General features: G+C 41.6%; 28 protein-coding genes and 2 pseudogenes. 15 read left to right on the top strand and 15 right to left on the bottom strand.

All coding sequences use genetic code 11. The annotated features are described in order from the left end of the window. Nucleotides 1-80 precede the first annotated feature (80 nt). Together glgB and ilvB are read left to right on the top strand one after the other, a co-directional pair. Nucleotides 81-2,354 carry a 1,4-alpha-glucan branching protein GlgB gene (gene glgB, locus SYN7502_RS13120; protein WP_015169279.1) on the top strand — a complete coding sequence of 758 codons (2,274 nt, stop codon included), beginning with the start codon at nucleotides 81-83 and terminating at the stop codon, nucleotides 2,352-2,354. Between the two features lie 323 nt (nucleotides 2,355-2,677). Continuing rightward, nucleotides 2,678-4,429 carry a biosynthetic-type acetolactate synthase large subunit gene (gene ilvB / locus SYN7502_RS13125; protein ID WP_015169280.1) on the top strand — a complete coding sequence of 584 codons (1,752 nt, stop codon included), beginning with the start codon at nucleotides 2,678-2,680 and terminating at the stop codon, nucleotides 4,427-4,429. 12 nt (nucleotides 4,430-4,441) lie between these two features. Here ilvB and SYN7502_RS13130 read toward each other — a convergent pair whose 3' ends face one another. The 3 genes from SYN7502_RS13130 to SYN7502_RS13140 form a co-directional block, all read right to left on the bottom strand. After that, nucleotides 4,442-5,434: a daunorubicin resistance protein DrrA family ABC transporter ATP-binding protein gene (locus SYN7502_RS13130; protein ID WP_015169281.1), complete on the bottom strand. Its 993-nt coding sequence runs from the start codon at nucleotides 5,432-5,434 to the stop codon at nucleotides 4,442-4,444. A 158-nt stretch (nucleotides 5,435-5,592) separates the two neighbouring features. Further along, nucleotides 5,593-5,940 carry a hypothetical protein gene (locus SYN7502_RS13135; RefSeq protein ID WP_015169282.1) on the bottom strand — a complete coding sequence of 116 codons (348 nt, stop codon included), beginning with the start codon at nucleotides 5,938-5,940 and terminating at the stop codon, nucleotides 5,593-5,595. Nucleotides 5,941-6,213: 273 nt separating this feature from the next. Beyond that, nucleotides 6,214-6,585, bottom strand: a complete 372-nt coding sequence (locus tag SYN7502_RS13140; protein WP_041430177.1) for a lysozyme — start codon at nucleotides 6,583-6,585, stop codon at nucleotides 6,214-6,216. Here SYN7502_RS13140 and SYN7502_RS20240 point away from each other — a divergent pair. Together SYN7502_RS20240 and tnpA are read left to right on the top strand one after the other, a co-directional pair. Then, nucleotides 6,577-6,723 carry a hypothetical protein gene (locus SYN7502_RS20240; RefSeq protein ID WP_168130368.1) on the top strand — a complete coding sequence of 49 codons (147 nt, stop codon included), beginning with the start codon at nucleotides 6,577-6,579 and terminating at the stop codon, nucleotides 6,721-6,723. The two genes, SYN7502_RS13140 and SYN7502_RS20240, sit on opposite strands and share 9 nt — an antisense overlap. Before the next feature lie 67 nt (nucleotides 6,724-6,790). Beyond that, nucleotides 6,791-7,006: pseudogene (gene tnpA, locus SYN7502_RS13145) on the top strand (IS200/IS605 family transposase); the annotation flags it as partial. A gap of 108 nt (nucleotides 7,007-7,114) precedes the next feature. On the opposite strand, the gene SYN7502_RS13150 reads toward tnpA, so the two are convergent. After that, a complete protein-coding gene (locus SYN7502_RS13150) occupies nucleotides 7,115-7,585 on the bottom strand; it encodes a transposase (RefSeq protein ID WP_371257770.1) in 471 nt (156 codons plus the stop codon). Further along, on the bottom strand, nucleotides 7,539-7,850 hold the full coding sequence (locus SYN7502_RS13155) for a transposase (protein WP_015168135.1): 312 nt from the start codon (nucleotides 7,848-7,850) through the stop codon (nucleotides 7,539-7,541). Before SYN7502_RS13155 ends, SYN7502_RS13150 begins: the two co-directional genes overlap by 47 nt. 47 nt (nucleotides 7,851-7,897) lie before the next feature. Here SYN7502_RS13155 and SYN7502_RS13160 point away from each other — a divergent pair. Continuing rightward, nucleotides 7,898-8,128, top strand: a pseudogene (locus SYN7502_RS13160) (transposase); the annotation flags it as partial. Between the two features lie 36 nt (nucleotides 8,129-8,164). Here SYN7502_RS13160 and SYN7502_RS13165 read toward each other — a convergent pair. The 7 genes from SYN7502_RS13165 to SYN7502_RS13185 form a co-directional block, all read right to left on the bottom strand. Continuing rightward, nucleotides 8,165-8,665 carry a hypothetical protein gene (locus SYN7502_RS13165; RefSeq protein ID WP_041429476.1) on the bottom strand — a complete coding sequence of 167 codons (501 nt, stop codon included), beginning with the start codon at nucleotides 8,663-8,665 and terminating at the stop codon, nucleotides 8,165-8,167. 3 nt (nucleotides 8,666-8,668) lie between these two features. Further along, entirely contained in the window at nucleotides 8,669-8,881 is a 213-nt protein-coding gene (locus tag SYN7502_RS20650) for a hypothetical protein (protein ID WP_210391287.1), read from the bottom strand. After that, nucleotides 8,853-9,236 (bottom strand): hypothetical protein, encoded by a 384-nt coding sequence (locus tag SYN7502_RS20655; protein WP_210391288.1) that lies wholly within the window; start codon nucleotides 9,234-9,236, stop codon nucleotides 8,853-8,855. The genes SYN7502_RS20650 and SYN7502_RS20655 overlap by 29 nt, the downstream gene beginning before the upstream one ends. Before the next feature lie 2 nt (nucleotides 9,237-9,238). After that, nucleotides 9,239-9,454, bottom strand: coding sequence for a winged helix-turn-helix domain-containing protein (locus SYN7502_RS20660; RefSeq protein ID WP_210391275.1), 216 nt, complete (start codon nucleotides 9,452-9,454; stop codon nucleotides 9,239-9,241). Continuing rightward, the gene (locus tag SYN7502_RS20665) at nucleotides 9,451-9,729 is read right to left on the bottom strand and encodes a helix-turn-helix domain-containing protein (protein ID WP_210391289.1); all 279 of its coding nucleotides are present in this window, start codon (nucleotides 9,727-9,729) and stop codon (nucleotides 9,451-9,453) included. The genes SYN7502_RS20660 and SYN7502_RS20665 overlap by 4 nt, the downstream gene beginning before the upstream one ends. Before the next feature lie 82 nt (nucleotides 9,730-9,811). Next, complete coding sequence (locus SYN7502_RS13180; RefSeq protein WP_015169284.1) at nucleotides 9,812-10,789, bottom strand: Gfo/Idh/MocA family protein; 978 nt, start codon at nucleotides 10,787-10,789, stop codon at nucleotides 9,812-9,814. A 58-nt stretch (nucleotides 10,790-10,847) separates the two neighbouring features. Next, nucleotides 10,848-11,954, bottom strand: coding sequence for a quinone-dependent dihydroorotate dehydrogenase (locus tag SYN7502_RS13185; protein WP_015169285.1), 1,107 nt, complete (start codon nucleotides 11,952-11,954; stop codon nucleotides 10,848-10,850). A gap of 133 nt (nucleotides 11,955-12,087) precedes the next feature. On the opposite strand from SYN7502_RS13185, the gene SYN7502_RS13190 reads away from it, so the two are divergent. Further along, on the top strand, nucleotides 12,088-12,552 hold the full coding sequence (locus tag SYN7502_RS13190; RefSeq protein ID WP_015169286.1) for a DUF29 domain-containing protein: 465 nt from the start codon (nucleotides 12,088-12,090) through the stop codon (nucleotides 12,550-12,552). Nucleotide 12,553: 1 nt separating this feature from the next. Here SYN7502_RS13190 and SYN7502_RS13195 read toward each other — a convergent pair whose 3' ends face one another. Beyond that, a complete protein-coding gene (locus tag SYN7502_RS13195; protein ID WP_015169287.1) occupies nucleotides 12,554-13,324 on the bottom strand; it encodes a DUF3598 family protein in 771 nt (256 codons plus the stop codon). A 3-nt stretch (nucleotides 13,325-13,327) separates the two neighbouring features. Continuing rightward, complete coding sequence (locus SYN7502_RS13200) at nucleotides 13,328-14,113, bottom strand: WecB/TagA/CpsF family glycosyltransferase (protein ID WP_015169288.1); 786 nt, start codon at nucleotides 14,111-14,113, stop codon at nucleotides 13,328-13,330. Nucleotides 14,114-14,194: 81 nt separating this feature from the next. Here SYN7502_RS13200 and SYN7502_RS13205 point away from each other — a divergent pair, with 81 nt between their 5' ends. From SYN7502_RS13205 to SYN7502_RS13235, 7 genes are all read left to right on the top strand, one after another. Beyond that, a complete protein-coding gene (locus tag SYN7502_RS13205; RefSeq protein WP_015169289.1) occupies nucleotides 14,195-14,677 on the top strand; it encodes a 2Fe-2S iron-sulfur cluster-binding protein in 483 nt (160 codons plus the stop codon). Nucleotides 14,678-14,876: 199 nt separating this feature from the next. Beyond that, complete coding sequence (locus tag SYN7502_RS13210) at nucleotides 14,877-15,560, top strand: V4R domain-containing protein (protein WP_015169290.1); 684 nt, start codon at nucleotides 14,877-14,879, stop codon at nucleotides 15,558-15,560. Beyond that, on the top strand, nucleotides 15,560-15,811 hold the full coding sequence (locus SYN7502_RS13215; RefSeq protein WP_015169291.1) for a hypothetical protein: 252 nt from the start codon (nucleotides 15,560-15,562) through the stop codon (nucleotides 15,809-15,811). The genes SYN7502_RS13210 and SYN7502_RS13215 overlap by 1 nt, the downstream gene beginning before the upstream one ends. Before the next feature lie 121 nt (nucleotides 15,812-15,932). Next, nucleotides 15,933-16,826, top strand: a complete 894-nt coding sequence (murI, locus tag SYN7502_RS13220; RefSeq protein ID WP_015169292.1) for a glutamate racemase — start codon at nucleotides 15,933-15,935, stop codon at nucleotides 16,824-16,826. Nucleotides 16,827-16,866: 40 nt separating this feature from the next. Beyond that, nucleotides 16,867-18,429, top strand: a complete 1,563-nt coding sequence (locus tag SYN7502_RS13225) for an N-acetylmuramoyl-L-alanine amidase (RefSeq protein ID WP_015169293.1) — start codon at nucleotides 16,867-16,869, stop codon at nucleotides 18,427-18,429. Nucleotides 18,430-18,573: 144 nt separating this feature from the next. Further along, entirely contained in the window at nucleotides 18,574-19,179 is a 606-nt protein-coding gene (locus tag SYN7502_RS13230; RefSeq protein WP_015169294.1) for a TetR/AcrR family transcriptional regulator, read from the top strand. 51 nt (nucleotides 19,180-19,230) lie between these two features. Then, nucleotides 19,231-20,832: a DHA2 family efflux MFS transporter permease subunit gene (locus SYN7502_RS13235; RefSeq protein ID WP_015169295.1), complete on the top strand. Its 1,602-nt coding sequence runs from the start codon at nucleotides 19,231-19,233 to the stop codon at nucleotides 20,830-20,832. A gap of 37 nt (nucleotides 20,833-20,869) precedes the next feature. Here the strand turns inward: SYN7502_RS13235 and SYN7502_RS13240 are convergent, their stop codons facing one another. Next, nucleotides 20,870-22,375, bottom strand: coding sequence for a GTP-binding protein (locus SYN7502_RS13240; protein WP_015169296.1), 1,506 nt, complete (start codon nucleotides 22,373-22,375; stop codon nucleotides 20,870-20,872). A gap of 255 nt (nucleotides 22,376-22,630) precedes the next feature. Here SYN7502_RS13240 and SYN7502_RS21560 point away from each other — a divergent pair, with 255 nt between their 5' ends. After that, nucleotides 22,631-22,819, top strand: coding sequence for a Uma2 family endonuclease (locus SYN7502_RS21560; RefSeq protein ID WP_465245761.1), 189 nt, complete (start codon nucleotides 22,631-22,633; stop codon nucleotides 22,817-22,819). Nucleotides 22,820-22,947: 128 nt separating this feature from the next. Continuing rightward, nucleotides 22,948-23,181 (top strand): Uma2 family endonuclease, encoded by a 234-nt coding sequence (locus SYN7502_RS21565; protein WP_465245765.1) that lies wholly within the window; start codon nucleotides 22,948-22,950, stop codon nucleotides 23,179-23,181. Nucleotides 23,182-23,241: the final 60 nt, after the last annotated feature.

A 23,241-nucleotide genomic window follows, 5' to 3' on the forward strand; every position in this document is an offset into this window, starting at 1 on the left:
AAACTAGAACTCAATACTTAAGATTTACTTAATAATTTTCCTAATTTTAAAACTCCCTACTTATAAAAAATACTTAACCAATGATAGCAACCATCTCAACTGAGCAAATTGATCTGATCGTCAAAAATCTGCATCAAGACCCCTTTGCCATACTTGGCTCTCACCAAATTGAGCAAGAAGGACAATTGGTTTGGGTAATTCGTGCTTATTTACCAGAGGCAGAGGCTGTAACAGTTGTAGACCCCGAAAATCATCGGCAATACCCAATGACTGCCGTACATCACCCTCACTTTTTTGAATGTCTGATCCCCGAGGCTCCCAGTTTATTTAGCTACAAATTAAAAGTAACGGAGTGGGTAGATGGGAAAAAATGCGATCGCCTAATTTATGATCCCTACGCCTTTAAGTCACCCTTAATTAGTGATTTTGACCGCCATCTCTTTGCCCAAGGCACCCATTACCAAGTCTATGAAAAGTTAGGCGCACATCCTACCCAAATCGACGGAGTTGAGGGAGTATATTTTGCGGTGTGGGCACCCAATGCCCGTAACGTCTCAGTATTAGGGGATTTTAACTACTGGGATGGACGCAAGCACCAAATGCGTAAAAGTGAATCAGGGGTGTGGGATTTATTTATTCCCGATATTGGCGTGGGCTATTCTTACAAATTTGAAATTAAAAACCAAGCGGGACATATCTATGAAAAATCCGATCCCTTTGGCTTTCAACAGGAAATTCGTCCCAAAACTGCCTCTGTGGTTAATGACCTTAAATATGAATGGCAGGATCAGGCATGGATGGAACAACGGCGCAATTCTAATCCTCTGAATCGACCAATTTCAGTGTATGAAGTTCATCTGGGTTCATGGATGCATGGTTCCTTTGAAACTCCGCCTACGGATGCCTATCCTATGGTTAGTGCCGCTGACCTTAAGCCCGGTGCCAGATTTCTTACCTACCGTGAATTAGCAGACAAATTAATTTCTTATGTTAAAGATTTAGGATTTACCCATATTGAGCTTTTACCCGTGGCAGAACATCCCTTTGATGGTTCTTGGGGCTATCAGGTAATTGGGCATTACGCTGCCACATCTCGCTATGGTACGCCACAGGATTTGATGTATTTTATTGATCGCTGCCATGAGGCAAATATTGGGGTGCTTTTAGATTGGGTACCCGGACATTTCCCCAAGGATGGTCATGGCTTGGCATTATTCGATGGCACACACCTCTATGAGCATGCCGATCCGCGCATTGGTGAACATAAAGGCTGGGGAACATTAATTTTTAACTACACTCGCAATGAGGTACGGAATTATTTAATTGCCAATGCCCTATTTTGGTTTGACAAGTACCATATCGATGGAATTCGAGTAGATGCTGTTGCTTCAATGCTTTACCTAGACTACTGCCGTGAAGAAGGAGAGTGGTTACGCAATGAGTATGGCGGCAGAGAAAATTTAGGAGCGATCGAGTTTTTCCGTCATCTCCACAGTATTTTATTTAGCTATTTCCCCGGAGTTCTGTCCATTGCCGAAGAATCTACGGCTTTTCCCTTAGTTTCCCATCCTGCCTATCTAGGAGGCTTAGGGTTTAATCTAAAGTGGAATATGGGTTGGATGCACGACATGCTCGACTATTTCAGTATGGACCCGTGGTTTAGGCAGTTTCATCAAAATAGTGTGACTTTTAGTATTATGTACGCCTTTAGTGAAAACTTTGTCCTAGCCTTATCCCATGACGAGGTGGTGCATCTGAAGAAATCTTTACTAGCGAAAATGCCCGGTGATGACTGGCAGAAATTTGCTAACCAGCGTTGTCTATTTGGCTATATGTTTACCCATCCCGGTAAGAAAACGCTATTTATGGGTATGGAGTTTGGCGTATGGAAAGAATGGAATGTATGGGGCGATTTAGAGTGGGACTTACTCAACTATCCTCTGCACCAGAATCTGCAAAAATTTGTTAAAGATATTAACCATCTCGTCCAAACTGAGTCTGCTCTCCATGCCCAAGATTTCTCGGAACAGGGCTTTCAATGGATTGACTGTAGCGATCGCTCAAATTCTATAGTCGCTTTTATCCGCAAAGATCAAAAGGGAGAGTTTGTGGTGGTGGTTTGTAATTTTACGCCCGTAGCTCATAGCAAGTATCGGGTGGGAGTTCCTCTGCATGGGTTCTATCAGGAAATCTTAAATAGTGATGCCACCATCTACGGCGGTAGTGGTTTGGGTAACTTGGGCGGGAAATGGTCTGATCAGTCCTACTACTGGCATAATCAACCCCATAGTTTAGAAGTGTGTGTCCCACCCTTGGCAACTGTGGTATTTAAGTTTATTCATGCTAAAGCATAAAAATTGGGGATTTACTCAAGAATTTAATTCAAGGCGATCGCTATACCAAGAAATTCATAAATCAAGGGGTAATTTGGCACGAAAATCATGTGATTAATGATACAATTACTCAAATAAAGTATTATTACTAGCTTAGATTTATTATTGATTTGCAGATACTTTGCAAGTATATAGACCTAAGTGAAAGTTTATTACAGTTCTTTACCAATGAGAGCTTGCAACTTAGGATCGCATTTAAGATTTATCTAAAATTTTAGGTTGATTTCTAGTTTAGTCAAGTTCTAAATTATTCCTAATAGCTATAAAAATCTGGGGAGGCTGCCTTGCTACAATCTGGTGCTTTTGCTCTTATAGACAGTATTAAACGACAAGGTGTTCAGCACCTATTTGGTTATCCCGGTGGGGCGATTTTACCAGTCTATGACGAAATTTATAAAGCAGAGGGACGAGGTGACCTTAAGCATATTTTGGTTCGCCACGAGCAAGCTGCGGTTCATGCTGCCGATGGGTATGCCCGTGCTACTGGCAAAGTCGGAGTCTGTATTGCCACCTCTGGACCTGGTGCCACGAACCTAGTTACAGGAATTGCCACAGCCCAAATGGATTCCATTCCCTTAGTTATAATTACGGGGCAGGTGCCTTCCTATGCGATCGGAACCGATGCCTTCCAAGAAACTGATATATTTGGCATTACTTTACCCATAGTTAAGCATTCCTACGTTGTGCGCCGCCCTGAGGATATTGCCCGAATTGTGGCGGAAGCATTTCATATTGCTGGGACTGGTCGCCCCGGTCCAGTCTTGATTGATATACCCAAAGATATTGCCCAAACTCAATTTGAGTATGTACCTAAGTTAGAAGTTCACCTCCGTGGTTATAAAGAGCAAACTTTACCCTCGGATATTGCGATCGCTGTGGAGAAATCCATTGAGTTAATTCGTAAGGCACATCGTCCATTACTGTATGTGGGTGGGGGAGCAATCATTGCCAATGCCTTTGCTGAAATTAAACAGTTAGCAGAAAGGTTTCAAATTCCAGTTACCACTACGTTAATGGGTAAGGGCATATTTGATGAAAATCACCCCTTGGCATTAGGGATGTTGGGTATGCATGGTTCTGCCTATGCTAATTATGCGGTTCAGGGCTGCGATCTTTTAATAGCCGTTGGCGCAAGATTTGATGATCGGGTTACTGGTAGGTTAGATAAATTTGCCCCCGAAGCGAAGGTGATTCATATTGATATCGATCCTGCTGAAGTCGGTAAAAATCGCTTACCTGAAGTACCAATTGTGGGTGATGTGCGTCAAGTGGTTACAGAACTACTCAATGCCACAGCCTATAAAGAAGAGATCATGACTAAAACATGGCTTGATCAAATTAGCCTATGGAAGGAAGATTATCCCCTAATTGCTCCACACTATCCTGATATTTTTTCCCCCCAAGAAGTCATATATGAATTTGGTAGGCAAGCCCCAGAAGCTTTCTTTACTACGGATGTAGGACAGCACCAAATGTGGTCTGCTCAGTTTTTGAAGAATACTCCACGCCATTGGATTTCTAGTGCAGGGCTAGGAACTATGGGCTATGGGATGCCCGCAGCGATGGGAGTAAAGATTGCTTTTCCTAATGATCAAGTAATTTGCATTAGTGGTGATGCCAGTTTTCAGATGAATCTCCAGGAATTGGCTACCCTTGCTCAGTACGATATAAAAGTTAAGGTGATCATTATCAATAATAGCTGGCAGGGAATGGTACGTCAGTGGCAGGAAGCTTTTTACTCTGAACGGTATGCTTCTTCTAATATGGAAGTGGGAATGCCTGACTTTGTTAAATTAGCCGATGCTTTTGGTGTGCAGGGGATGCTAGTTCAGCACGGTGATGACTTACAAGCAGTTGTGGCAGAGATATTGGCAAGCGATCGCCCAGTTCTAGCCGACTTTAGAGTTAAACGAAATGAAAACTGCTATCCTATGGTCTCTCCAGGTAAGAGCAATTCGGAAATGGAAGGCTTACCTGAACCTAAACGCATCCGCTCTGCTTTAGAACGGGAACTGGGATTGGGAACTAGAGCCTAAATATTAGTATGCTTAACGCCGCTTTTTAGTGGGGGTAATCTCAGCTTGGGCAATTTCTGCATCTAGGATAGTCTGTCCTGTGGCGGAGAGAAATACATCATCAAGACTAGGCTTAGACTGGGAGAAACTAAAGATCGGAATATTAGCAGTATCGAGACAGGACTGAATTTCTGCCACAGCCTTAGGATCGGGAGCAATTACTAAGTTAATGGCATTACCTTGGGCATTATTGATTAAACCACTGGTCACAAACGGTAAATTTTTTAATTGCTTCAAAGCCTGCTCTGCTTCTGGATATTCCGCAAATTCTTTAATTTTAATTGTCAGGCGATCACCTCCAAGCTGAGACTTAAGATCGCTAGGTGTACCTTCGGCTATAACTTTACCCTTATCAATTATTGCCACCCGTTCTGCTAAAGCGTCGATCTCTTCGAGGTAGTGACTGGTAATTAGGACAGTGATGCCTTCGGATTTGAGTTGACGTAAGAAATTCCAGATCGTGATCCGAGTTTGAATATCCAGCCCGACGGTGGGTTCATCAAGAATTAAGATTTTGGGCTGATGTAACAGTCCCGCAGCAAGGTCTAAGCGTTTTTTAAGACCTCCGGAATAGGTACCAGTTAATTTATCCGCATACTCCTGTAATTGGAGAAGTTCTAAAACCTCATTAATTCTGGTTTTAATAGTTTTGCTGGGCATGTGATACAAAGCTGCCTGTAGTTCTAATAACTCTCGCCCCGTTAGGACTTTATCAAGAGCTACTTCTTGGGCGATGTAACCCAAATTTTGACGGATCGCTCTGGCATCGGTGGCTCCATAGACTTGAATTGTCCCTGCATCTGGTTTTGTCAAAGTGGCAATGCACCTGAGGGTAGTGGTTTTGCCTGCACCATTGGGTCCTAACAATCCATAGATTTGCCCCGCTGCGACATTAAGTGAGACATCATCTACCGCCGTAGTAGTGCCATAGGATTTTCTGAGATTTTCAACTATGAGAACAGCCATGAGGTTTAATTTTGGGCAAAGATTGCTATAGCTTAATTTTACGACATAATCCAAACCACCTTTGGTTCAAGCAATGTCATATCTTCTTCCAATCCTGGAACAACTTGTAACTTTTCGGACTTTTCTCCCGAAGCGGTAAACCACAGATCACCTAAATCTCACTTGATTTGATCGATACCGTAATTTACTGCCTCTTTGTAATCGTCTGCATCAAAAATAAATACTCGGTGTGGCTGGGGTTGATGAATTATCCATTCGATAGTTTTCGCATGATGCACCACTCGAATACCCTGATAGATTCCAGCACATTCAAATACGCCGCAGGAACACGTCAGTATGAAGTAAGTTCCAGCACTTGTAACACTTTGTTTAAGTTGAGCCAAACAGGTTGCATAAGAATCAAAATCTGCGATCGCCTCTTCGTCAACAAAAATTGCAATGACAAAATAAAGATTATCATCGGATTCTGAAGTGTATATGTGACTTTTTATTTTGAGTGTGTTCATACAACACCTTAGACTTTAGTAAAATTGCATACAAGCAAATAAGGTAATTATAATGAATCCCCAGTGAGTTATTTAGAGGTTTGGTTATTATTAGGCAACCAATAACCCAAGATAAACATCACACATGACCAGTATGGATCACGGTATCCATTAACCAGAATCACCGACAGGCAAAAGCCGATCACAATCAGGCTTAAAAGTGCGGGCATTTTCCTATCCATAGAGAGTAGAGTTCAACAAATTTCTTTCATATTTATGCCTATTTACAAGCCCTTATAACCTTTGACCATCGGCATAAACCCATTGATGTAACTGGTTTGCCGCCCCTTCATAGTCTGAATTATTTAATAATTTAAGCAAAGTTGAGTTTGTAAAATCCTCCAAACTAACATTAAAAGTAAAGCAAACCAAGGCAGAGAATTGATTACTATTTAGAGGTGCTTTCACCGCCTGACACACCCCAAGCTCAAATACTGATAGATCACTATCAAGCAAGTTGATCGCCTGTTGCTGGGTGATTATCTGGTTAGGGTACACATTTTGGGTATGCCCATAGCCAATAGTCCAGACTCCGAAACTATCTTGATATGCTTGGAGCCTGCAACCCTCAAACCGTTTAAGCAGTTCTAGCCCATCTTGGTTAATTTTTGGTCACGGCGACGGCGATCGCCAAGTTTTAACCCATGCCTGATCATCTTGAAACAATGGGTTATTAACAATCAAACCGTCAATCATCTTAAGAGCATTGTCTTGATGTGGCAGTCCTTTGTAATGTTTAACTAAATCGGAAATTTTAATCTCTTGGGTAAATTCCCCGCCCCTTGGGGCGGCTTTCGATTAACATTCAGGAATGAGTGAATATATACACAAAAAACATAACGTAAGTGTATTGATATATCATCTTGTATTTCCAGCAAAATATCGAAGGGCGGTATTTGATCAAGAAGTAGATCAGGTACTAAAAGAAGTTTGTTTAGAGATAGAGAAACGATATGAGGTTAAATTTTTAGAAATAGGAGTAGATAAAGATCATGTTCATTATCTTGTTCAATCAGTACCGACATATAGAGCCTGTTTCATATCTCATGAGTAGCAATTGTTTTTAGCATCAAACGAATAAAGCAAAGATTGAGTTTAGCCGTAGCATTAAAAAGAGTTCTCTCAAAGTTCTTAACTAAGATTTTGCATCTTTCAACCCAATTACCCACCTTGTCGGCACAACTACAAACCCAGACAGACCTTTTTCTGCCTTCTGTTGCTTTGATACCTTAGGAGAAATTTCAAACCTAATCTTAGTCATAATCTCAGGATAAACCTTCTGTAAATCAGTCGTCAATTTTTCGATATGATAACCACTATCCAGCAATATCGTAGTTAGGGTAATGTCATCTGGCTTCGATTTGAAGTAATCAATGTTAATCGTTAACATCTCAATCAGTCCTTGGTCATCTGATACATTTGCTCTTGTTAAATAGGTAAAGAAAGGAAATCCCAGAGTGTCAACGGCTAAATGTCTTTTGATCCCGTTAGTTGCTTTGTAGGAGCAGAAGCCCTTGGATTCTATACTTGCATTACAAGTATTTTTCACTGCTTGTGAGTCAATGATGATTAAAGTTGTCCATTTTGATTTTTTTTGACTGTTCACGGGCTGTTGAATGCAAAGCTTCCATAATCGCAGTAAATGTACCTGTATCTTTCCACTCCTTGTAGTATCGATACACTGTAGAGAATGGTGGTAAGTCTCGGGGCATATCTCGCCAATTACAGCCGTTTTTGAGTTGGTAGAGTATGCCGTCTAAAATTTGTCTTTTTGTCCAAGTTGGCGGTCTAGTTTGCTTTTTCTTTGGGAGCAATGGTTCTATAATTTCCCATTCTTTATCTGTTAGGCTACTTGAGTATGGATTTAGCATTTTCTAAGCATCATACATCTTGCTCATAATAGATATGAAACAGGCTCTATAGCGTTACAAAATTGGTAAGACTGATCAAAAGTCTAACAGCAAGAGAAATATTTAAGAAATGCCCATGGGTCAAGAAAAAATTGTGGGGAGGTGAATTTTGGAGTGACGGGTATTACGCAAGTATAGTTGGAAAGCATGGAAACGAAGGAATGGTTAAAAAGTATGTAGAAGCTCAAGGAAAAGATTACACAGGCTTACACATAAATAATCAGCTAGAACTCTTTTAAGTTGGATACCCTGCTGCTTGCGGCGGGGTTATTCATTCATGATTGTTTCACCTTAAATCCAGTTACGGCAAAGGATGTGTTGGGGTAGTTAGTATAAATGTGAATTTTATTAGGGTTATTTTCCTGTTCAGGATAGAAATAAGAATCAATCCACTCCCAGTTAATCTCAGGAGCAAGTCCTAGATCAGACTCAAAAGCGATAAAGCCAAATGGATAATTATTAGGCTGTCCCTCTACTCTCCCAAATCGCTTAGATATGCCGTCAGGGAAAGCAGTCACAGAGATTTTTATAAACCTTGTCGATGCCTCTAGCGTTAAGGTTGTGGGATTAGTAAAGCTACCTAGTGAATAACTTTCTAACTCCGCTTTATCACAGATAAAATCTTCAATAGCTGTCAATTTATCTTCAATCGCATTTAGGAAAGATGGCAAATCAGAAGTACTCCTAATCTGGGATTCATCGCAGGATGAAGGAATCTCAACCGATGAGCTAAAAATTAGCCTTTGCCTGAGTTCTAGGATTTTAGATAATACCAAACTTTAAATACGAGCTACAGATAAAGCCTCTAAAATATAATCCCACCCAACAATCGAAGCAATTACCTCCTGAGTCATAACTTCTAACCTTTCCCGCATTAATGCACGCAACTGGTCAAGATCTTTTGGCAGTTTCCACCTCAACCCTAATTTGAAATGCTGCCACACTCTTTCAATGGGATTAGTCTCAGGTGCATGGGCAGGCTGAAATAGCAAAAATAATATTTTTAGGAATCTTTAACCGTTTTGCTCTGTGTGCTCCTGCTTGATCCACTTGCATAACGATGATGTCACCTTGAAAATATGCGCTTACTAAGTTCAGAAATACTTGGAAGCATTCACTATTAAGGTGAGTAAATTCATAGAAAAAGCTTTCCCCTGTTGATGGTTCTACAATTCGATAGAGGTAAGTTGCCTTAAACTGCCACTGAACTTTACCTTTGGGTTTGACTCCTCTTGCTGTGATCTTCCTTCCACTAATTGTCTTTAACCCAATTCGTGTTTCATCTTGACAAAAGAATCTCACTTTGCCATTTAGTCCGATTATATTAATGCCGAACCAGGCAATCATGCTTATAATACTGGCAAGGTTTTTTTATATGCTTCTACTTGCTCTTCTGACTTTCCTGCACTGACTGGACGTGTCACTTTCGGTCTGGCTTTCAGCCGATATCGGACTAGATGATGCACAGTTTTATAGTTTGATTTGATTCCTAATTGGTTCTCTAACCATTGGCAGATCTGCCCATAACTTTCAAAGCCTTCTGCTTCTTCCAGCTTTTTTATCAATGCTTTCTGCGCCCATTGTGGAATACTCTGTTTTCGCCCTGTTCTAGGTTTAGTCCTACTATTCCCCCTTTGCGACAATTCCCTAACCAATCTTGCAATGTAACTCGATGCCGTCCCAGTATTGTCGATGCTGTCTGGATTGTGCTTGCTTGTTTTGTTTTTAACAGATACAGCATCTGAATTCTTTCTTTATCTGATGCGGTCTTTTGCACTCTCAGCATATGTTTTAGCTCTTCTTCACTTTCTTTGATCTCTAATTTGTATACTCCTGCCATTTTTTTCTTTGAACTCGGTTTATATATTTATACCATCTGTAGCCTATACTCTTCGATTTGGTATTAGCAGTATTTTAGCTCTTTAAACGATTACAGTTTGACCAAGAGCCGCAGATTTTTCCGCCGCACAGGCAACTGCTAGGGCATAGACTGCGCTGTCAGCATTGGTATAAAGAGGCTTACCATCTAAAAGATGATCGATGACATTTTGGGTATCTTGCTTAAATAAACCTTTGGGAGCTTCGGCAATTAAGGGTACTTCTCCATCAACTGTGATTAATTTACCTGAGTCGGCAGCAAAAACGATTGCTCCTTTTGTACCTTGAATTTCGAGGCTGCGTTCCGATGTCCAGAAACTTTCCCCTTTTTTATAACTGACATCGGCGATCGCTCCATTGGTAAATTTTAACTGAGCATTACAAATACAAGAACTAAACCTGCGGGGTAAATCATCGCCCAGATAACTAAGCTGACAAGTGACCGAACTAACTTTACCAAACATGGCTGTCAGTCGGTGAATCCTTGAGGTGGCAGCTACTAGAGGAAATCCAAATAGCTCTGGCATATATGTCCATTTATCTGGGGCAGGACACTGGGGCGTAGTGGTGGCGTAGCGAATATAATAGGGTTCGCCAATTGTGGGAAGTGCCTGAGCTGCTAAGAGATGAACTTTGCCTAAAAGCTCAATATGCTCGATGTGCAGCATTAAATCTTTGTGGTTTGCCAACTCTACCAGGCTTTTTGCCTCAGCAAGTCCTAAACAGAGCGGATATTCCACCACCACATGCTTACCTGTATTTAATGCCTGCCTCACTATAGCTCCATGCTCTCGATTCACAGTGGATACGACGATTACATCTAAATCAGGTTGGATTACCAGTTCTGACCAAAATTCATAAGCCTTAGTATTAAATTCTTGGGCGATCGCCTGCACCCGATCCCAATTACCAGCTATGCCTTTTACCTGTACCCGTTGATCTTGGCTAAAGAGTTCTGTTCTGGTTTTAGCCGCAAAGCCAGTGCCGACAATGCCAACTCGTAATGGTGAAGTTAAATTCATTTAGTTTTTCTAGATCAACTTCAACATTATTGCTAACTTTTGATTATTATGATGACCATTATGCAAATGTTTTACCTACAGCTTCGGAAATATGAGACAACCCAAACTGGTCTAACTTTTGAACTAAGCCTGCGGAAATTTGCTTAACAATGGGTAAGCCCTCATAAACCAGTCCCGTATATAATTGCACCAAAGATGCTCCCGCCGTGATTTTATCCCAAGCATTCTGTGCTGAGGCAATCCCGCCCACGCCAATGATGGTAATACTACCTTGAGAGATTTGATTAATGAGCTTTATTACTTCTAGCGATCGCTTTTTTACAGGTTGCCCGCTTAATCCGCCAATTTCCTTAGTAAGGGATTCGGGACTTTGAAGATTTTGACGAGCGATCGTGGTGTTGGTGGCAATTATTCCCGCTACTTGATTTTGCATACTCATCTGCACAACTGCTTGGATATCTTCATCATTCAGATCGGGGGCAATTTTGACCAGTAAGGGCTTATGTTCAAAGTTTTCAGCTTGCAAAGTTTGGATAATTTCTTGCAGAGTATCGACCGCCTGTAAATCTCGTAAGCCTACGGTATTGGGAGAGCTAACATTAACAACAAAGTAATCTCCAAAATCCTTGAGTAACTTAAAGCTGGCAACATAATCATTTTTTGCTTCAGATAAAGGCGTAATTTTGGATTTACCGAGATTAATACCTATGGGAATACTGGGTTTGTACTGCTGATAATAGGTTTTTAAAAACTCAGCCACCGCTTCTGCCCCAATATTATTAAATCCCATACGATTGATAATTGCCTCATCCTTGGGTAAGCGAAATAGTCGGGGTTGAGGATTTCCACTTTGCCCATGCCAAGTAATACTGCCCACTTCAGCAAAACCAAAGCCAAAACTAGACCACCCACCAATAGCGATCGCATTTTTATCAAAACCTGCGGCTAAACCAATGGGATTTGCAAAGTTAATACCCATAATATTTTGGCTTAATCGAGGATTTTCATATTTTAGAAACCGACTCACTACAGATTGCAAGGGGCTAGAATTACCAACGGTCTGCACCGTGGCGATCGCTAAACTATGAGCTAGTTCGGGGTCTAAGGCAAACAGTAAAGGACGTAATACCGCCCGATAGGTGGTTTGAGAAATTTGGGATAACATAGCTCTGATCCTAGCAGCTTAACAGAGACTGGGTTAAGGAAATTACCCTAAAATTCAGCTATGGCAAGATACGAGAAACGATCTCTAATACCTATGCTAGGATCGAAGCTTAGTAGATATTCTTCCGATAACTATGGTAATCGCATCTCATCAGTCTAAAGTAAATTCCCATCATGATCTATATGAGCAAGACTTTTGCCTGTGGGTAGAAAAGGCATCAAGTTTATTACGAGCAGGTAGATTTGATGATTTAGACATGAAGAATCTCTTAGAAGAAATTGAGGATATGAGTAATAGTCAGAGGCGATCGCTAAAAAGCAATCTCAAAATTCTCCTGATGCATTTATTGAAGTATAAATATCAACCTGCAAAGCGTTCCAATAGTTGGCTTTATACTGTAGTTGAACATCGTCAGAGATTATCTGATGCCTTAACGAGCAGTCCTAGTTTGAAAGGATATTTCCTGGAAGTGTTTACGGAAGCCTATGAAGCTGCTAAAGAATTAGCCAGTGCTGAAACTGGTTTAGAGATCGATGTTTTTCCAATAGATTCTCCGTTCACGCCTGAGCAAGTCTTAGATAAAAAATATTTACCATAAACTACGGCAGAATACGAGAAGCGATCGCCAAGGTTAAACTGACCCATCCTCCGCGTTCATCATAATGGCGAATCATTTGGTGATAGATATTAGGCTTAACTAGCCACAAAACTTCTAAGGTCACAGGCCTTCTTAATTTAGTTTGAGTGGGACAAACCGAAGCTACACCGTCAGGCAAAAATAGAACTTTAATATTGCCCTCCAATTTATTACCAATAGTAGAAATGCGAGTTTGATTTTCCCATCTAGTTTCTGTGGTGAATTGATCGGGCGATCGCCAATCGGGATATAAAGTTAGTACCTCACATTGCCATTTTCCCTGTAATTTTTCCCAGCTAATATCTTGGGATAAGGTCGGCTCTTTAGCTTCTAAGTTTTCACGAATATAGGTCAGGCGATCGAGTTCTCCCTTTTGGTTAAATAACTGCACCAAACGGCGGCGGGAATTGCCATAAATTAGTCCTAGTTCTGCTCCAAATTCACTATTAAACCCTAACTGGATTGAACCTTGGGAAAAAGCTCCATTGCTAAAGAAGAGGACGCTACGGGCTAAGGAACTATATTCTAAATTTCGTTCTTGAGTGCCACTAGGGTAGAACTGGCGAATAGTTTGACGAATTGCCTTATTCTCATTTCCTCCTGCTAGGATAGTTTCGCTGGGAATATCTTCAATAAATTCACCATTGGGAGAGATACGGGTAAAGGAACCCTGCCAACAACCTAAATTTTTAAGTAAGCAGTCCCATTGAGATAACGTTGTGGATAAAGTCATGTCTTAAATCTCGGCTATATTCTTTGTTTTAATTCTTTGTTTTATAAATTGGATCAGAAATAAAATTATAAAAATAGGGTTATTAATCAAATATCTACGCCAGAGTCTCTGTGGTTCTTGACGCAAACGGTATAACCACTCTAACCCCGAACCCATCATCCACCGTGGTGCCTGAGTTACCTGTCCCCCATGAAAATCAAACGCTGCCCCCACACCAATCATCACCGCATTAATTTTACCTTGGGCTTCAGCCATCCAGTATTCCTGCTTGGGACAACCTAAACCCACAAATATAACTTTGGCACCAGAAGCTTTAATCAAGTTACAGTCCTGCTCCAGTTGATCTCTGAGATTAGATTCCGAAGTAAAAGGGGGTGAATAGGAGCCAGCGATCGCCAAGGTGGGAAATTTTTGTTTGAGATTTTGCTTTAAGTTTTCTAGGGTTTGCTCTGTACTGCCATAGAGATAGATGGAATAGCCCAAATTACAACTGCGATCGCACCATGCCAACATTAAATCAGGACCATATACTCGGGGTTGCTGGGTTGCTCCAAGTAATCTTAATGCCCAGACTAGTGGCATCCCATCGGGGGTAACTAGATCGGCATGATCCAAGACCCTTTGATACTTTCGATCCCAATAACCAGTCATGACCACATGGACATTAGCAGCCACTATATAACAGGATTTTTCAGCATTTACCCATCCTTCAATGCGATCGCAGGCATCGTTGTAGCTGGTAGCTTGAATATTTGTTTTTAAAACTTGATAGGATTGAGCGGATTTCAAAGGATTTAGGGAGTGAGATTTGCTAAAACTACCATAAAATCTAGGCTAAACTTAGTAAGTGAGCTATGGGGCAGAATATCAATGTCAAAACGAGTCAGAATTGAACCAATCGCTCAAGAAGCGGATATAGAGACCAACGGCAACCTGCTTTCGGTGTTAATGCAGGAAGATTTAAATATTCTCAAGGAGTGTGGCGGACGGGGAATGTGTGCGACCTGTCATGTCTATATCCAAGAGGGTATGAATTCTCTAAGTCCCATTGGGAAGCGAGAGCAGCGTACCCTAGAGGTAATCACCACCTGTACACCTAATTCTCGTCTTGCTTGTCAAGCTAAGGTAATGGCAGAGGGAGTAGTTGTAGAGCTACCTGTGGGGATGTATATTCAGTCAATTCAGGATATTGAGGCTTTAATTGGCAGACGCTGTGAAAAGCCAATGCTCCACCCTGTAACGGGACAAACTTTAGTGGAAGTGGGGCAGCTAATCACCCGTTCAATGGTGCGCCAGTTGGAAAGTACAGATTTTCGGATTGGGGAACAGTTGTCTCAAACTAAAAGAGCCTGAAATAGCTTTAATCCTTAATAAAGAATATAAGGTCATTCCAAATTAAAGATCACCTTACGCGGTATATCCACCCAGTACTAAAATCAAGTTTAGCTGGAGTTAAGTTTTTGCCTCTGCCCTTCAACTCCCCTAGCTCAAGTCCTATAAAATATATTGCGTAACATCAGCCTATAATTTAACTATACATAGGAAATCTAAAATGACTATCAGCACAGCAGGTTTAGGTAATGCGATCGCTAAAAGCCGCACGATCCAAAGTCACTATAGCTTGCAAGACTTTTTTACCCTTAATTCTGAACAGGGTGTAATCTTGGACTGGAACGGTATGCGTAATGTATTAACTAGTGAAGATTTTATTATTGGTTTGCAAGAGGGTTTAGAAGAAGAGGTCGGGGAAGCCTCTGCCTCGGTGATGTACTCCATTGGCTGTGAATGGGGGCGACAAGACTCAGAGTTTTTTGCCCAGTGGTTTGAGAAAGATTTTAACCGTAGTATTCGCCAAACCAATTTACCATTTTTACTAGAAACTTGGTGGTGGCCCTTTGCAGCTCAGGGTTGGGGGCGTTGGAATATGGATATGAGCGATCGCAAGCAGGGATTTATGTTTATTAGTATCTATGATTCGGCGGTGGCGCGTACCCTTGGGGATGTGGGCAAACCAGTTTGTCATCTGTATGCGGGTTTATTTTCAGGGTTTTTTACCAATTTAGTAAATAAAAAGCTAGACTGTATCGAGATTCAGTGCTATTCCATGGGCGAAAATTTCTGTAAGTTTTTGTTGGGTGGTGGTGATCGCATTGATGCAGCATCTTTTTGGTTAAATGAAGGAGCAACTAGTCGGGATATTGAGCGTCGCCTGCGCGATGGAGGGCTAACTAGGTAATGACTAATCAAAAGTTTCTGGGGCAGACGGTTAAGGCTTTTTGGCAGGGTGTAAATTGGGAAAATCGTCCCATCCTCACAAATCAGTCTTCATCTTCCGCCATGACTTTGACGGTTCAGGATTACTTTGCCATGATTCCTTGGTCAGGGGGAGCGATTGCCGTTGCCACCTCTAAGCCACAAATTCCTCAAGACTTAGGTTCATCTGAAACCTTAGAAGATTTCCTAGATGATATATCCAAATTTTTTTAAGCCACCTGCATATTCAGACTGAAGCAAATTAGTCGATCAAATTAATAGTCAAATTAATAATAGTCATGCCAAATTTTAAAAATTGTGGTTTACTGTGTGCAATGAGAATGTGAGGAAAAGAATGGTTTCAAATTGGCAACGTGTGAGGAGTTACACTAACCAGCAACCTATCGGCATTTTTGATAGCGGTGTGGGTGGTTTAACTGTATTACAAGAGCTAAAACGTCAACTGCCCAACGAAAAAATAGTTTACTTTGCTGATACTGCTAGGGTACCGTGGGGTTCTCGTCCGCAGTCAGAAATTATTGAGTTCGTCCAGCAAATCTTAAGTTGGATGCAAACTCAACAGGTAAAAATGGTAGTTATGGCTTGCAATACTAGTTCTGCCCTGGCGATTGAAACTGTGCGATCGCAGTTTGACTTACCCATGATTGGTTTAATTTTACCTGCTGCTAAGGCGGCAATTAAGTATGGTCAACGCATCGGTGTAATTGCGACTACAGCCACGGTTAATAGTATGGCTTATGTCAATGCGATTACCGAAACCCACAAGCAATCTCAGGTATGGCAAGTTGCCTGTCCTGAATTTGTCCCATTGATTGAGGCAGATCGGATACACGATCCCTATACCTATGAAATTGCGAAAAACTATCTAACTCCATTAATTGAGGCGGAAATTGATACTTTAGTGATGGGCTGTACTCATTATCCCCACTTGCTTGAAGTATTCAAACAAATTCTCCCGCCCTATGTTAAATTTATTGACCCCGCCAAGTATGTCGTTAAGGCTGTCAATCAGGAGTTAGACATTTTAGGTTTGCGCGATCGCAGTTCTCGTAAGAATGCTGTTACCAAGTTTTATGTCAGTGGTGATGCTGAACAATTTGCGGAGGTTTCCAGTCGTTGGTTAGGGAATAAACCCCTAGTGCAGAATGTAGAATTATTACCAACGCCATTTACAGTTGAGGAATCATCTTTAATCGAGACCGCAGAGCCCGTTGAACTACTTTCCTGATTTTTCTAGTGTCAATTCTAGCCGTCAATTCTAATCGTCAATGTTGAGGTATCGTCATTCATCCCTATCAATATCCCTAAGTCTATGTATCCTTCTGACTGGGTATGGGGAAAAAGCGGTAGCTCAAAGCCAAGATGATCGGGTTTTATATGCCCAAGCTACGGGTCTACAACTGCGGGGAGTTCAAAATACCCCTGAAGGGATAGTGTTACTAATCAATGGTAATCCCAAAATTCTGAGCCAAAGAGCTATTAACCCTGATCGCCTAGTTATAGATTTGGTTGGTACCGTAGTTCCGCCTAATTTACACAAAGCCGTAATTCCCATTAATCGTTACGGAGTTAGGCAGGTGAGAATTGGACAAAATCAACAAAATCCTCCCACTGCCCGCATTGTTTTAGATTTTGAATCCCAAAGCGAAACTAGTACGGTAGACTGGGAAGCAATTTTTACTCCTAATCGTGGGGCTGTAATTATTCGACCCACCAATGCGATCGCAAATAATCCGCCACCTCGACCATCTCTTTTCAATCCACCGCCATCAAATTCTGGACTTAATGCCAATAACAATAGTGATAACCTCACCCTAATTCAAAAGCTAAACCTTACTCAGTCTGGGCAGCTTTTAATCCAAACCAATCAACCTTTTACCTATCTTGGTACCGAAGATGTCCCCAGTGGTACCTATAACATCACCATTAATAATGCCAAGATTTCTCCGCAATTAGTTCGTCCTAGCCTTGATGGTACTGCTTTAGATGCGATCAGAATGACTCAAGTAGGAAGTTCTGTGGTAATTGGCTTACGTCCTAGTGTGGGCTGGCGGATTCGTGAAGATGCTCGCTCCGATCCCCAACAGATTTATGTGCAGTTGTATCAGCCTCAGAATAGTAATGCAAATGCCAGTATCAATAGAGCAAATCCAAATATTTCACAAAATCCCCCTATTCCCAGTTACCTCGACCCAAATCTCCCGATTACTGATCCCCCTGCAAATCCTCCTAGAACTTCTCCACCCACACCAAGGGTAATTCCAGCCCCTAATGTGGCTAATCGTGGTAAGGGCGTAATTGTCCTTGATCCCGGTCATGGTGGTAATGACGTTGGCGCAGTGGGTAATGGTATCTATGAAGCTAATGTGGTTTTGGCGATCGCCTTAAAATTAGGGCGGATTTTGCAGGAAATGGGCTACACCGTTATCTATACCCGTACGGACAATACTGAAGTGGAACTACAGCCTAGGGTTGATATTGCGGAAAGAGTTAATGCCGATACCTTTGTGAGTATTCATGCTAATTCGCTAGAGGCAAGGCAAAGCCAAATTAGTGGTATTGAAACCTACTATGCCCCCGGAGCTACCCTGAGTGGACGGTTAGCAAATTTTGTCCATAACCAAATTATTAATACAACTGGTGCCAGTGATCGCGGGGTTCGTACGGCTCGGTTTCATGTGATTCGTCGTACTTCTATGCCTTCTATTTTGGTGGAAACTGGGTTTGTGACTAATCCCCAAGAAAGTGCTAATTTGAATAATCCTAGCTATCAAGAACGCATGGCGGGAGCGATCGCCCGAGGTGTAGATCAGTTCTTAAAATCACGCTAACTACTTTTAATCACTTTTTTGAAATTAATTATCCAGCCCTAGTTCAGCACCAATTTGCCTAAAGTTGCTAGAGATTGACAAACTAAACTTGGCTAGCTAGTATAATAAAATGCAAGTAAGTACTTGCATAAATTTATAAAATCAGTGAGTCAACTAAATCGCAACACAACTAAAACTAAGGATCGGTTAATTCAAGCAGCAATCGAGGTGTTTTCTAGCGCAGGGGTTGTGGGGGCAACTACCCGTGAAATTGCGCGAGTGGCAGGGGTAAATGAAGTTACACTATTTCGCCATTTTCAAAGTAAGGAACAACTATTAGGTGCAGTTGCCGCACATATCACAGCCCTCAACTTAGAGACCTTGCTTCAGCAGGATCAATGGGCAGAGGATTTACACCAAAATCTGCTTGACTATGCCCGCTTACATGACCAGATGCTCGAAGAGTACGAGGCTTTGGTACGCATGTTTATTGGTGAGGCAAAGCGGCATCCCCACGAATCCCTGCAAGTGTTGCAACAGTATTTTCTCCCCCTGCGTGAGCAACTTATTGCCTATTTGCGTACCTGTGTAAATCAAGGCATAGTCCGTGCGGATGTTGACTTACCTCTAGCGGTGGATCAGTTTACAGGGATGTTACTGGCAGGGATGCTCCGCCGTCATGTGCTTGCAGTTGACCGAGGGTATAGTCGCGATCGCTATGTGGAGGCTTCTGTGAATTTATTGATTTCTGGCATCACTACATCTATCTGAATCCTAATAATCAGCTAGAAGCAATATTCTTTAGTTTCTTCAGGAAATTTTATGGCTACGAATCGTATCTCCTACTCTAATCTAACTAAAAATGTATCTAATGCGGGCTATGTGCAAGGACCCTTAAAATGGGCGATCGCTCTAACAGCTTCATTGGGGGCGATTTTAGAGGTAATAGATACTAGTATTGTCAATGTTGCTCTTACTGATATTCAAGCAACCCTAGGTGCCACTGTGAGTGAAGTGGGCTGGGTCGTAACGGGATATGCGATCGCCAATGTGGTTCTAATTCCCCTTTCCGCTTGGCTAGGTGATGTATTTGGTAAAAAGGCATATTTTGTATTTTCCATGGTGGGGTTCACAATTGCTTCAGTTTTATGTGGCTTTGCCGTGAATTTACCAATGTTGATACTCGCGCGCATCTTACAGGGTTTATGTGGTGGTGGATTACTAGCCAAAGCCCAAACAATCTTATTTGAAACTTTTCCTCCATCGGAACAGGGTATGGCTCAGGCTGTATTTGGGATTGGGGTAATTTCTGGTCCTGCTATCGGTCCAACCTTGGGGGGATATTTAACCGATACCTTGGGATGGCGGTGGATTTTCTTTATTAACTTACCCATTGGCATAATTGCTGTGGTGATGGCAATCGTGTTTTTGCGTCCCGACTCTAAAAGGCGATCGCTACAACAGGCGGTGGATTGGTGGGGTATTGGTTTATTAATTGTTGCTGTGGGCAGTTTACAAACTTTACTGGAAGAGGGAGAAAAAAATGATTGGTTTGAATCAACTTGGATTTGCCTTCTAGCGATCGCCTCAGGGGTGGGCTTGGCATTATTTATCTGGCGTGAACTTAAGGTTAAATCTCCGTCAGTGGATTTACGGGTGTTGCGACATCATTCCTTAGCGGCGGGAAGTATTTACTCTGGCATTTTGGGCATGGGGCTGTATGGCACCTTATTTGCCGTCCCCTTATTTACCCAAGGCATATTAGGATTTTCGGCAACTCAGACAGGATGGCTACTAGCTCCGGGTGCCTTAGCATCGGCGATTACAATGGTGCTGTTGGGAAAAATATCAACCAAAGTTGATCCCCGTCTTTTAATTGCTCTAGGGGCAGTGGGTTCAGCTTTAGTGATGTTTAACCTTGCAGGAATTACCCCCCAAACTGGAACAAGTGATTTATTCTTACCATTGGTGTGGCGGGGCGCAGTCACAGTTCTGATGTTTCTGCCCTTAAGTCTAGCAACCTTGGGAAATTTACCCAAACAAGATATTTCTGCAGGTTCAGGTTTCTATAACTTAACTCGCCAACTGGGTGGAAGTATTGGCATTGCGATATTGACAACTTTATTGGCACAACGGGAAGCATTTCACCGAGATGTGCTGTGGACAAAGTTAACACCCTACGATTTGCAAACTACAGAACGGATTGATTTACTGATGGGGGCATTTCAAAGTTCAGGTTCTGACGCTCATACTGCCTATCAGCAGGCTTTAATGTCTTTAGAGCAAATTATTAACACCCAAGCCGCCGTCCTGTCCTATGCGGATGTTTTTCGCTTTGTGGGTATTATCTTCCTTTGTTCTCTACCACTTTTGTTGTTTCTGGGGAAGGGAGGAAATAATCTTAAACCCGCTACGGTGCATTAGTTTGTGGGGATGATGCTTTGTCTATGACTATCTGCAACTATGCGTCAGAAACTGACAAATTGGCAAGGGTTTGCTCAACAAACTCCCGAATAAAGCTCATGTCTTTCATCTTGGCAAAATTTACCCGACAGATATTGATCATGCTTTCCACCGTAAAATCTGATTCTGGGGCTTGATCGAGGTAATCTAAATAACTAACCCCACCGATATATGTAAAATAAGCGGCACTAACTGCCTGTACCGTTCCTCCTAAGGCAAAGGTTAGAGCATTGGTTTTCATAAAGTAGGAAACTTGAGAAGCGATTGCTACCGTTGCTACTTCTACACAGCCGATCTTAATTAAAATTTCTACCATTGCCATGGCGATTTTTTGTGCCTGTTTTAATCCCAATTGGCGATCGTAAAGTTGGCTTAGTTCTATTAGTAACTTGGCATTAATCGCTACACTGGCAACTATATCTATGGCAGGTATGGGACTAGCAAATATCACGCCCGCATTAATCCACTGATAACGGGTGATAATAGCCTGCCCTTGCTGATGACGAATTTTTTGTAAACTGGCTTGGGCAGTCTTGTGTAGTTGCTGAAGTTTAGAGTTTACATTTGATAACATTAGCTCTTCCCATTCGGAGGAAAGAATAGATTCAATCCGAGTTTTAAGGGCAGCAACATTAGGAGGAACTGGTTCTAGCCATTCTTTGATTAATTGGGGTTGATCTTGATGGGTGGTTTCGTACTGTCTAACTGTAATTGGGACTGGGTTGGCAGCGATCGCGACAATATCATCGGGCAGGAGAAATTGAGAGGTTTTATGCTTTAATTCGGCAATTATGGCATCTTGATCTGGGGGCAGATACTGATCGACTTTATTAAAAACTAAAATAATCCGCTTACCGATTTTTCTTAAACCGATAAGAGCCTGATACTCGATCGCCCCTAAATCTCCATCAGTGACAAATAAAAGTAAATCCGTAGATTCCGCAACCGTTTGTGCTTCTGTTTCTTGACTTACACCTAAAGAGCCACGATTTTGAATACCAGGAGTGTCAATTAAAAGTATCTTACGCCGTAGGGATGAGCGATCTATAAATGGATCAATATAGGTATAAATTTGCTGGGAAACGGTTGTGCCAAGAGTGGGTGCGATTTTGCCTAGATTTTGTTCTCCTCGGTCTTGCCGAAGCAGCGCATTAATTACCGCAGTTTTACCCACAGAACTCATGCCAAATACGGCGATCCGAAATTGATTCTGTTCCAGATCGGCTTGAATTTGATCGGCAATGGATTTCAGGTTAGCTTGAATGAGGCGATCGCTAATTTTACTAATAACTTGATTAACTTCCTCTAGGTATTTAATCAGACTTTGGCGGGTCAGGGGAGGCTCAGTTTCTACGGACTGCGGAGTTAGTTTTTGCCATAAACCGATTGCGATGATAACGCCAATTACCCAGCTTACAAATTCCCAGTGTTGCCAGTAAAAGGCGATCATGACCGTGCCTAGTCCTGCTAATCCTATATATTTCCAAGTTTGCAAATTTGTCATTGCTAAAGTTATTAACTAACCACAAGCATATTTTATGATGGCAAGGCTATAGTCAACCAAAACTACACAATGTGTATAATGCGAGACCAATAAATGACCAGTGAGGATTTTTTTAAAAATGTTAACTAATCTATAATTAAAATCAAACGTTTTAACAGCAATAGTTCAAACTCCCGTTAAACCTTTAACCCTGACCGAGTTTCTGCAATTACCAGAGACAAAACCTGCCTGTGAATTTAAGTTATCCAAAAACCGATGCCACAGGGTAACCACAGTACTATTCAACTCGATCTTGGCTCTAATATTAACCTTGCTCTTAAGCCTCAACATTACGCCCGTGCCTATGCTGAATTGCGTTGTAATTTTGGTGAACGGTCAATTATTCCCGATATTTCAGTTTTCACTTGGGAACGCATTCCCCGAGATCGCAATGGTAAAGTATAGTAGCTGCCATAGAAATTAGGACAAATAAATCATGTAAGTGTATTACTACCCAATTTATAGATGTCTTAACTATTCTGTCCCTCAGTATATCTAATCTTTTTGAAATTGCTCCTGATTGGACAATAGAAATTCTCTCGCCAGAGCAAAACCAAACTAAGGCTATCCGCAATATTCTGCATTGTCTAAATCATGGCACCCAGATGGGTTGGTTAATTGATCCTGAAGAGGAGTTAGTATTTGTCTATGGATTTGATCGCACGATTAATATATTTGAAGATGGTAGTGATCGCTTACCTATACCAGCTTTTGCAGAGGCTTTTCAAATTACAGTCAGACAAATTTTTAGTTGGCTTGAATCCTAAGCAATTAATTACTATCTAGGCACTATCAGCTTGCTTAATATATGGCTCAACTTCTTGACT

The sequence above is a fragment of the Synechococcus sp. PCC 7502 genome, from assembly GCF_000317085.1.
Taxonomy (GTDB): Bacteria; Cyanobacteriota; Cyanobacteriia; order Pseudanabaenales; family Pseudanabaenaceae; genus PCC-7502.

What these genes read in the sequence shown, in the direction of transcription:
- SYN7502_RS13180 (WP_015169284.1), bottom strand. Translation starts at nt 10,789, where the DNA reads ATGAATTTAACTTCACCATTACGAGTTGGCATTGTCGGCACTGGCTTT.
- SYN7502_RS13130 (WP_015169281.1), bottom strand. Translation starts at nt 5,434, where the DNA reads ATGGCTGTTCTCATAGTTGAAAATCTCAGAAAATCCTATGGCACTACT.
- glgB (WP_015169279.1), top strand. Translation starts at nt 81, where the DNA reads ATGATAGCAACCATCTCAACTGAGCAAATTGATCTGATCGTCAAAAAT.
- SYN7502_RS20655 (WP_210391288.1), bottom strand. Translation starts at nt 9,236, where the DNA reads ATGATTGCCTGGTTCGGCATTAATATAATCGGACTAAATGGCAAAGTG.
- SYN7502_RS13240 (WP_015169296.1), bottom strand. Translation starts at nt 22,375, where the DNA reads ATGACAAATTTGCAAACTTGGAAATATATAGGATTAGCAGGACTAGGC.
- SYN7502_RS20665 (WP_210391289.1), bottom strand. Translation starts at nt 9,729, where the DNA reads ATGGCAGGAGTATACAAATTAGAGATCAAAGAAAGTGAAGAAGAGCTA.
- SYN7502_RS13210 (WP_015169290.1), top strand. Translation starts at nt 14,877, where the DNA reads ATGACTATCAGCACAGCAGGTTTAGGTAATGCGATCGCTAAAAGCCGC.
- SYN7502_RS21560 (WP_465245761.1), top strand. Translation starts at nt 22,631, where the DNA reads ATGCCACAGGGTAACCACAGTACTATTCAACTCGATCTTGGCTCTAAT.
- SYN7502_RS13155 (WP_015168135.1), bottom strand. Translation starts at nt 7,850, where the DNA reads ATGCTAAATCCATACTCAAGTAGCCTAACAGATAAAGAATGGGAAATT.
- SYN7502_RS13185 (WP_015169285.1), bottom strand. Translation starts at nt 11,954, where the DNA reads ATGTTATCCCAAATTTCTCAAACCACCTATCGGGCGGTATTACGTCCT.
- SYN7502_RS13215 (WP_015169291.1), top strand. Translation starts at nt 15,560, where the DNA reads ATGACTAATCAAAAGTTTCTGGGGCAGACGGTTAAGGCTTTTTGGCAG.
- SYN7502_RS13225 (WP_015169293.1), top strand. Translation starts at nt 16,867, where the DNA reads ATGTTGAGGTATCGTCATTCATCCCTATCAATATCCCTAAGTCTATGT.
- SYN7502_RS13205 (WP_015169289.1), top strand. Translation starts at nt 14,195, where the DNA reads ATGTCAAAACGAGTCAGAATTGAACCAATCGCTCAAGAAGCGGATATA.
- SYN7502_RS13235 (WP_015169295.1), top strand. Translation starts at nt 19,231, where the DNA reads ATGGCTACGAATCGTATCTCCTACTCTAATCTAACTAAAAATGTATCT.
- SYN7502_RS13135 (WP_015169282.1), bottom strand. Translation starts at nt 5,940, where the DNA reads ATGAACACACTCAAAATAAAAAGTCACATATACACTTCAGAATCCGAT.
- murI (WP_015169292.1), top strand. Translation starts at nt 15,933, where the DNA reads ATGGTTTCAAATTGGCAACGTGTGAGGAGTTACACTAACCAGCAACCT.
- SYN7502_RS13190 (WP_015169286.1), top strand. Translation starts at nt 12,088, where the DNA reads ATGGTAATCGCATCTCATCAGTCTAAAGTAAATTCCCATCATGATCTA.
- SYN7502_RS13195 (WP_015169287.1), bottom strand. Translation starts at nt 13,324, where the DNA reads ATGACTTTATCCACAACGTTATCTCAATGGGACTGCTTACTTAAAAAT.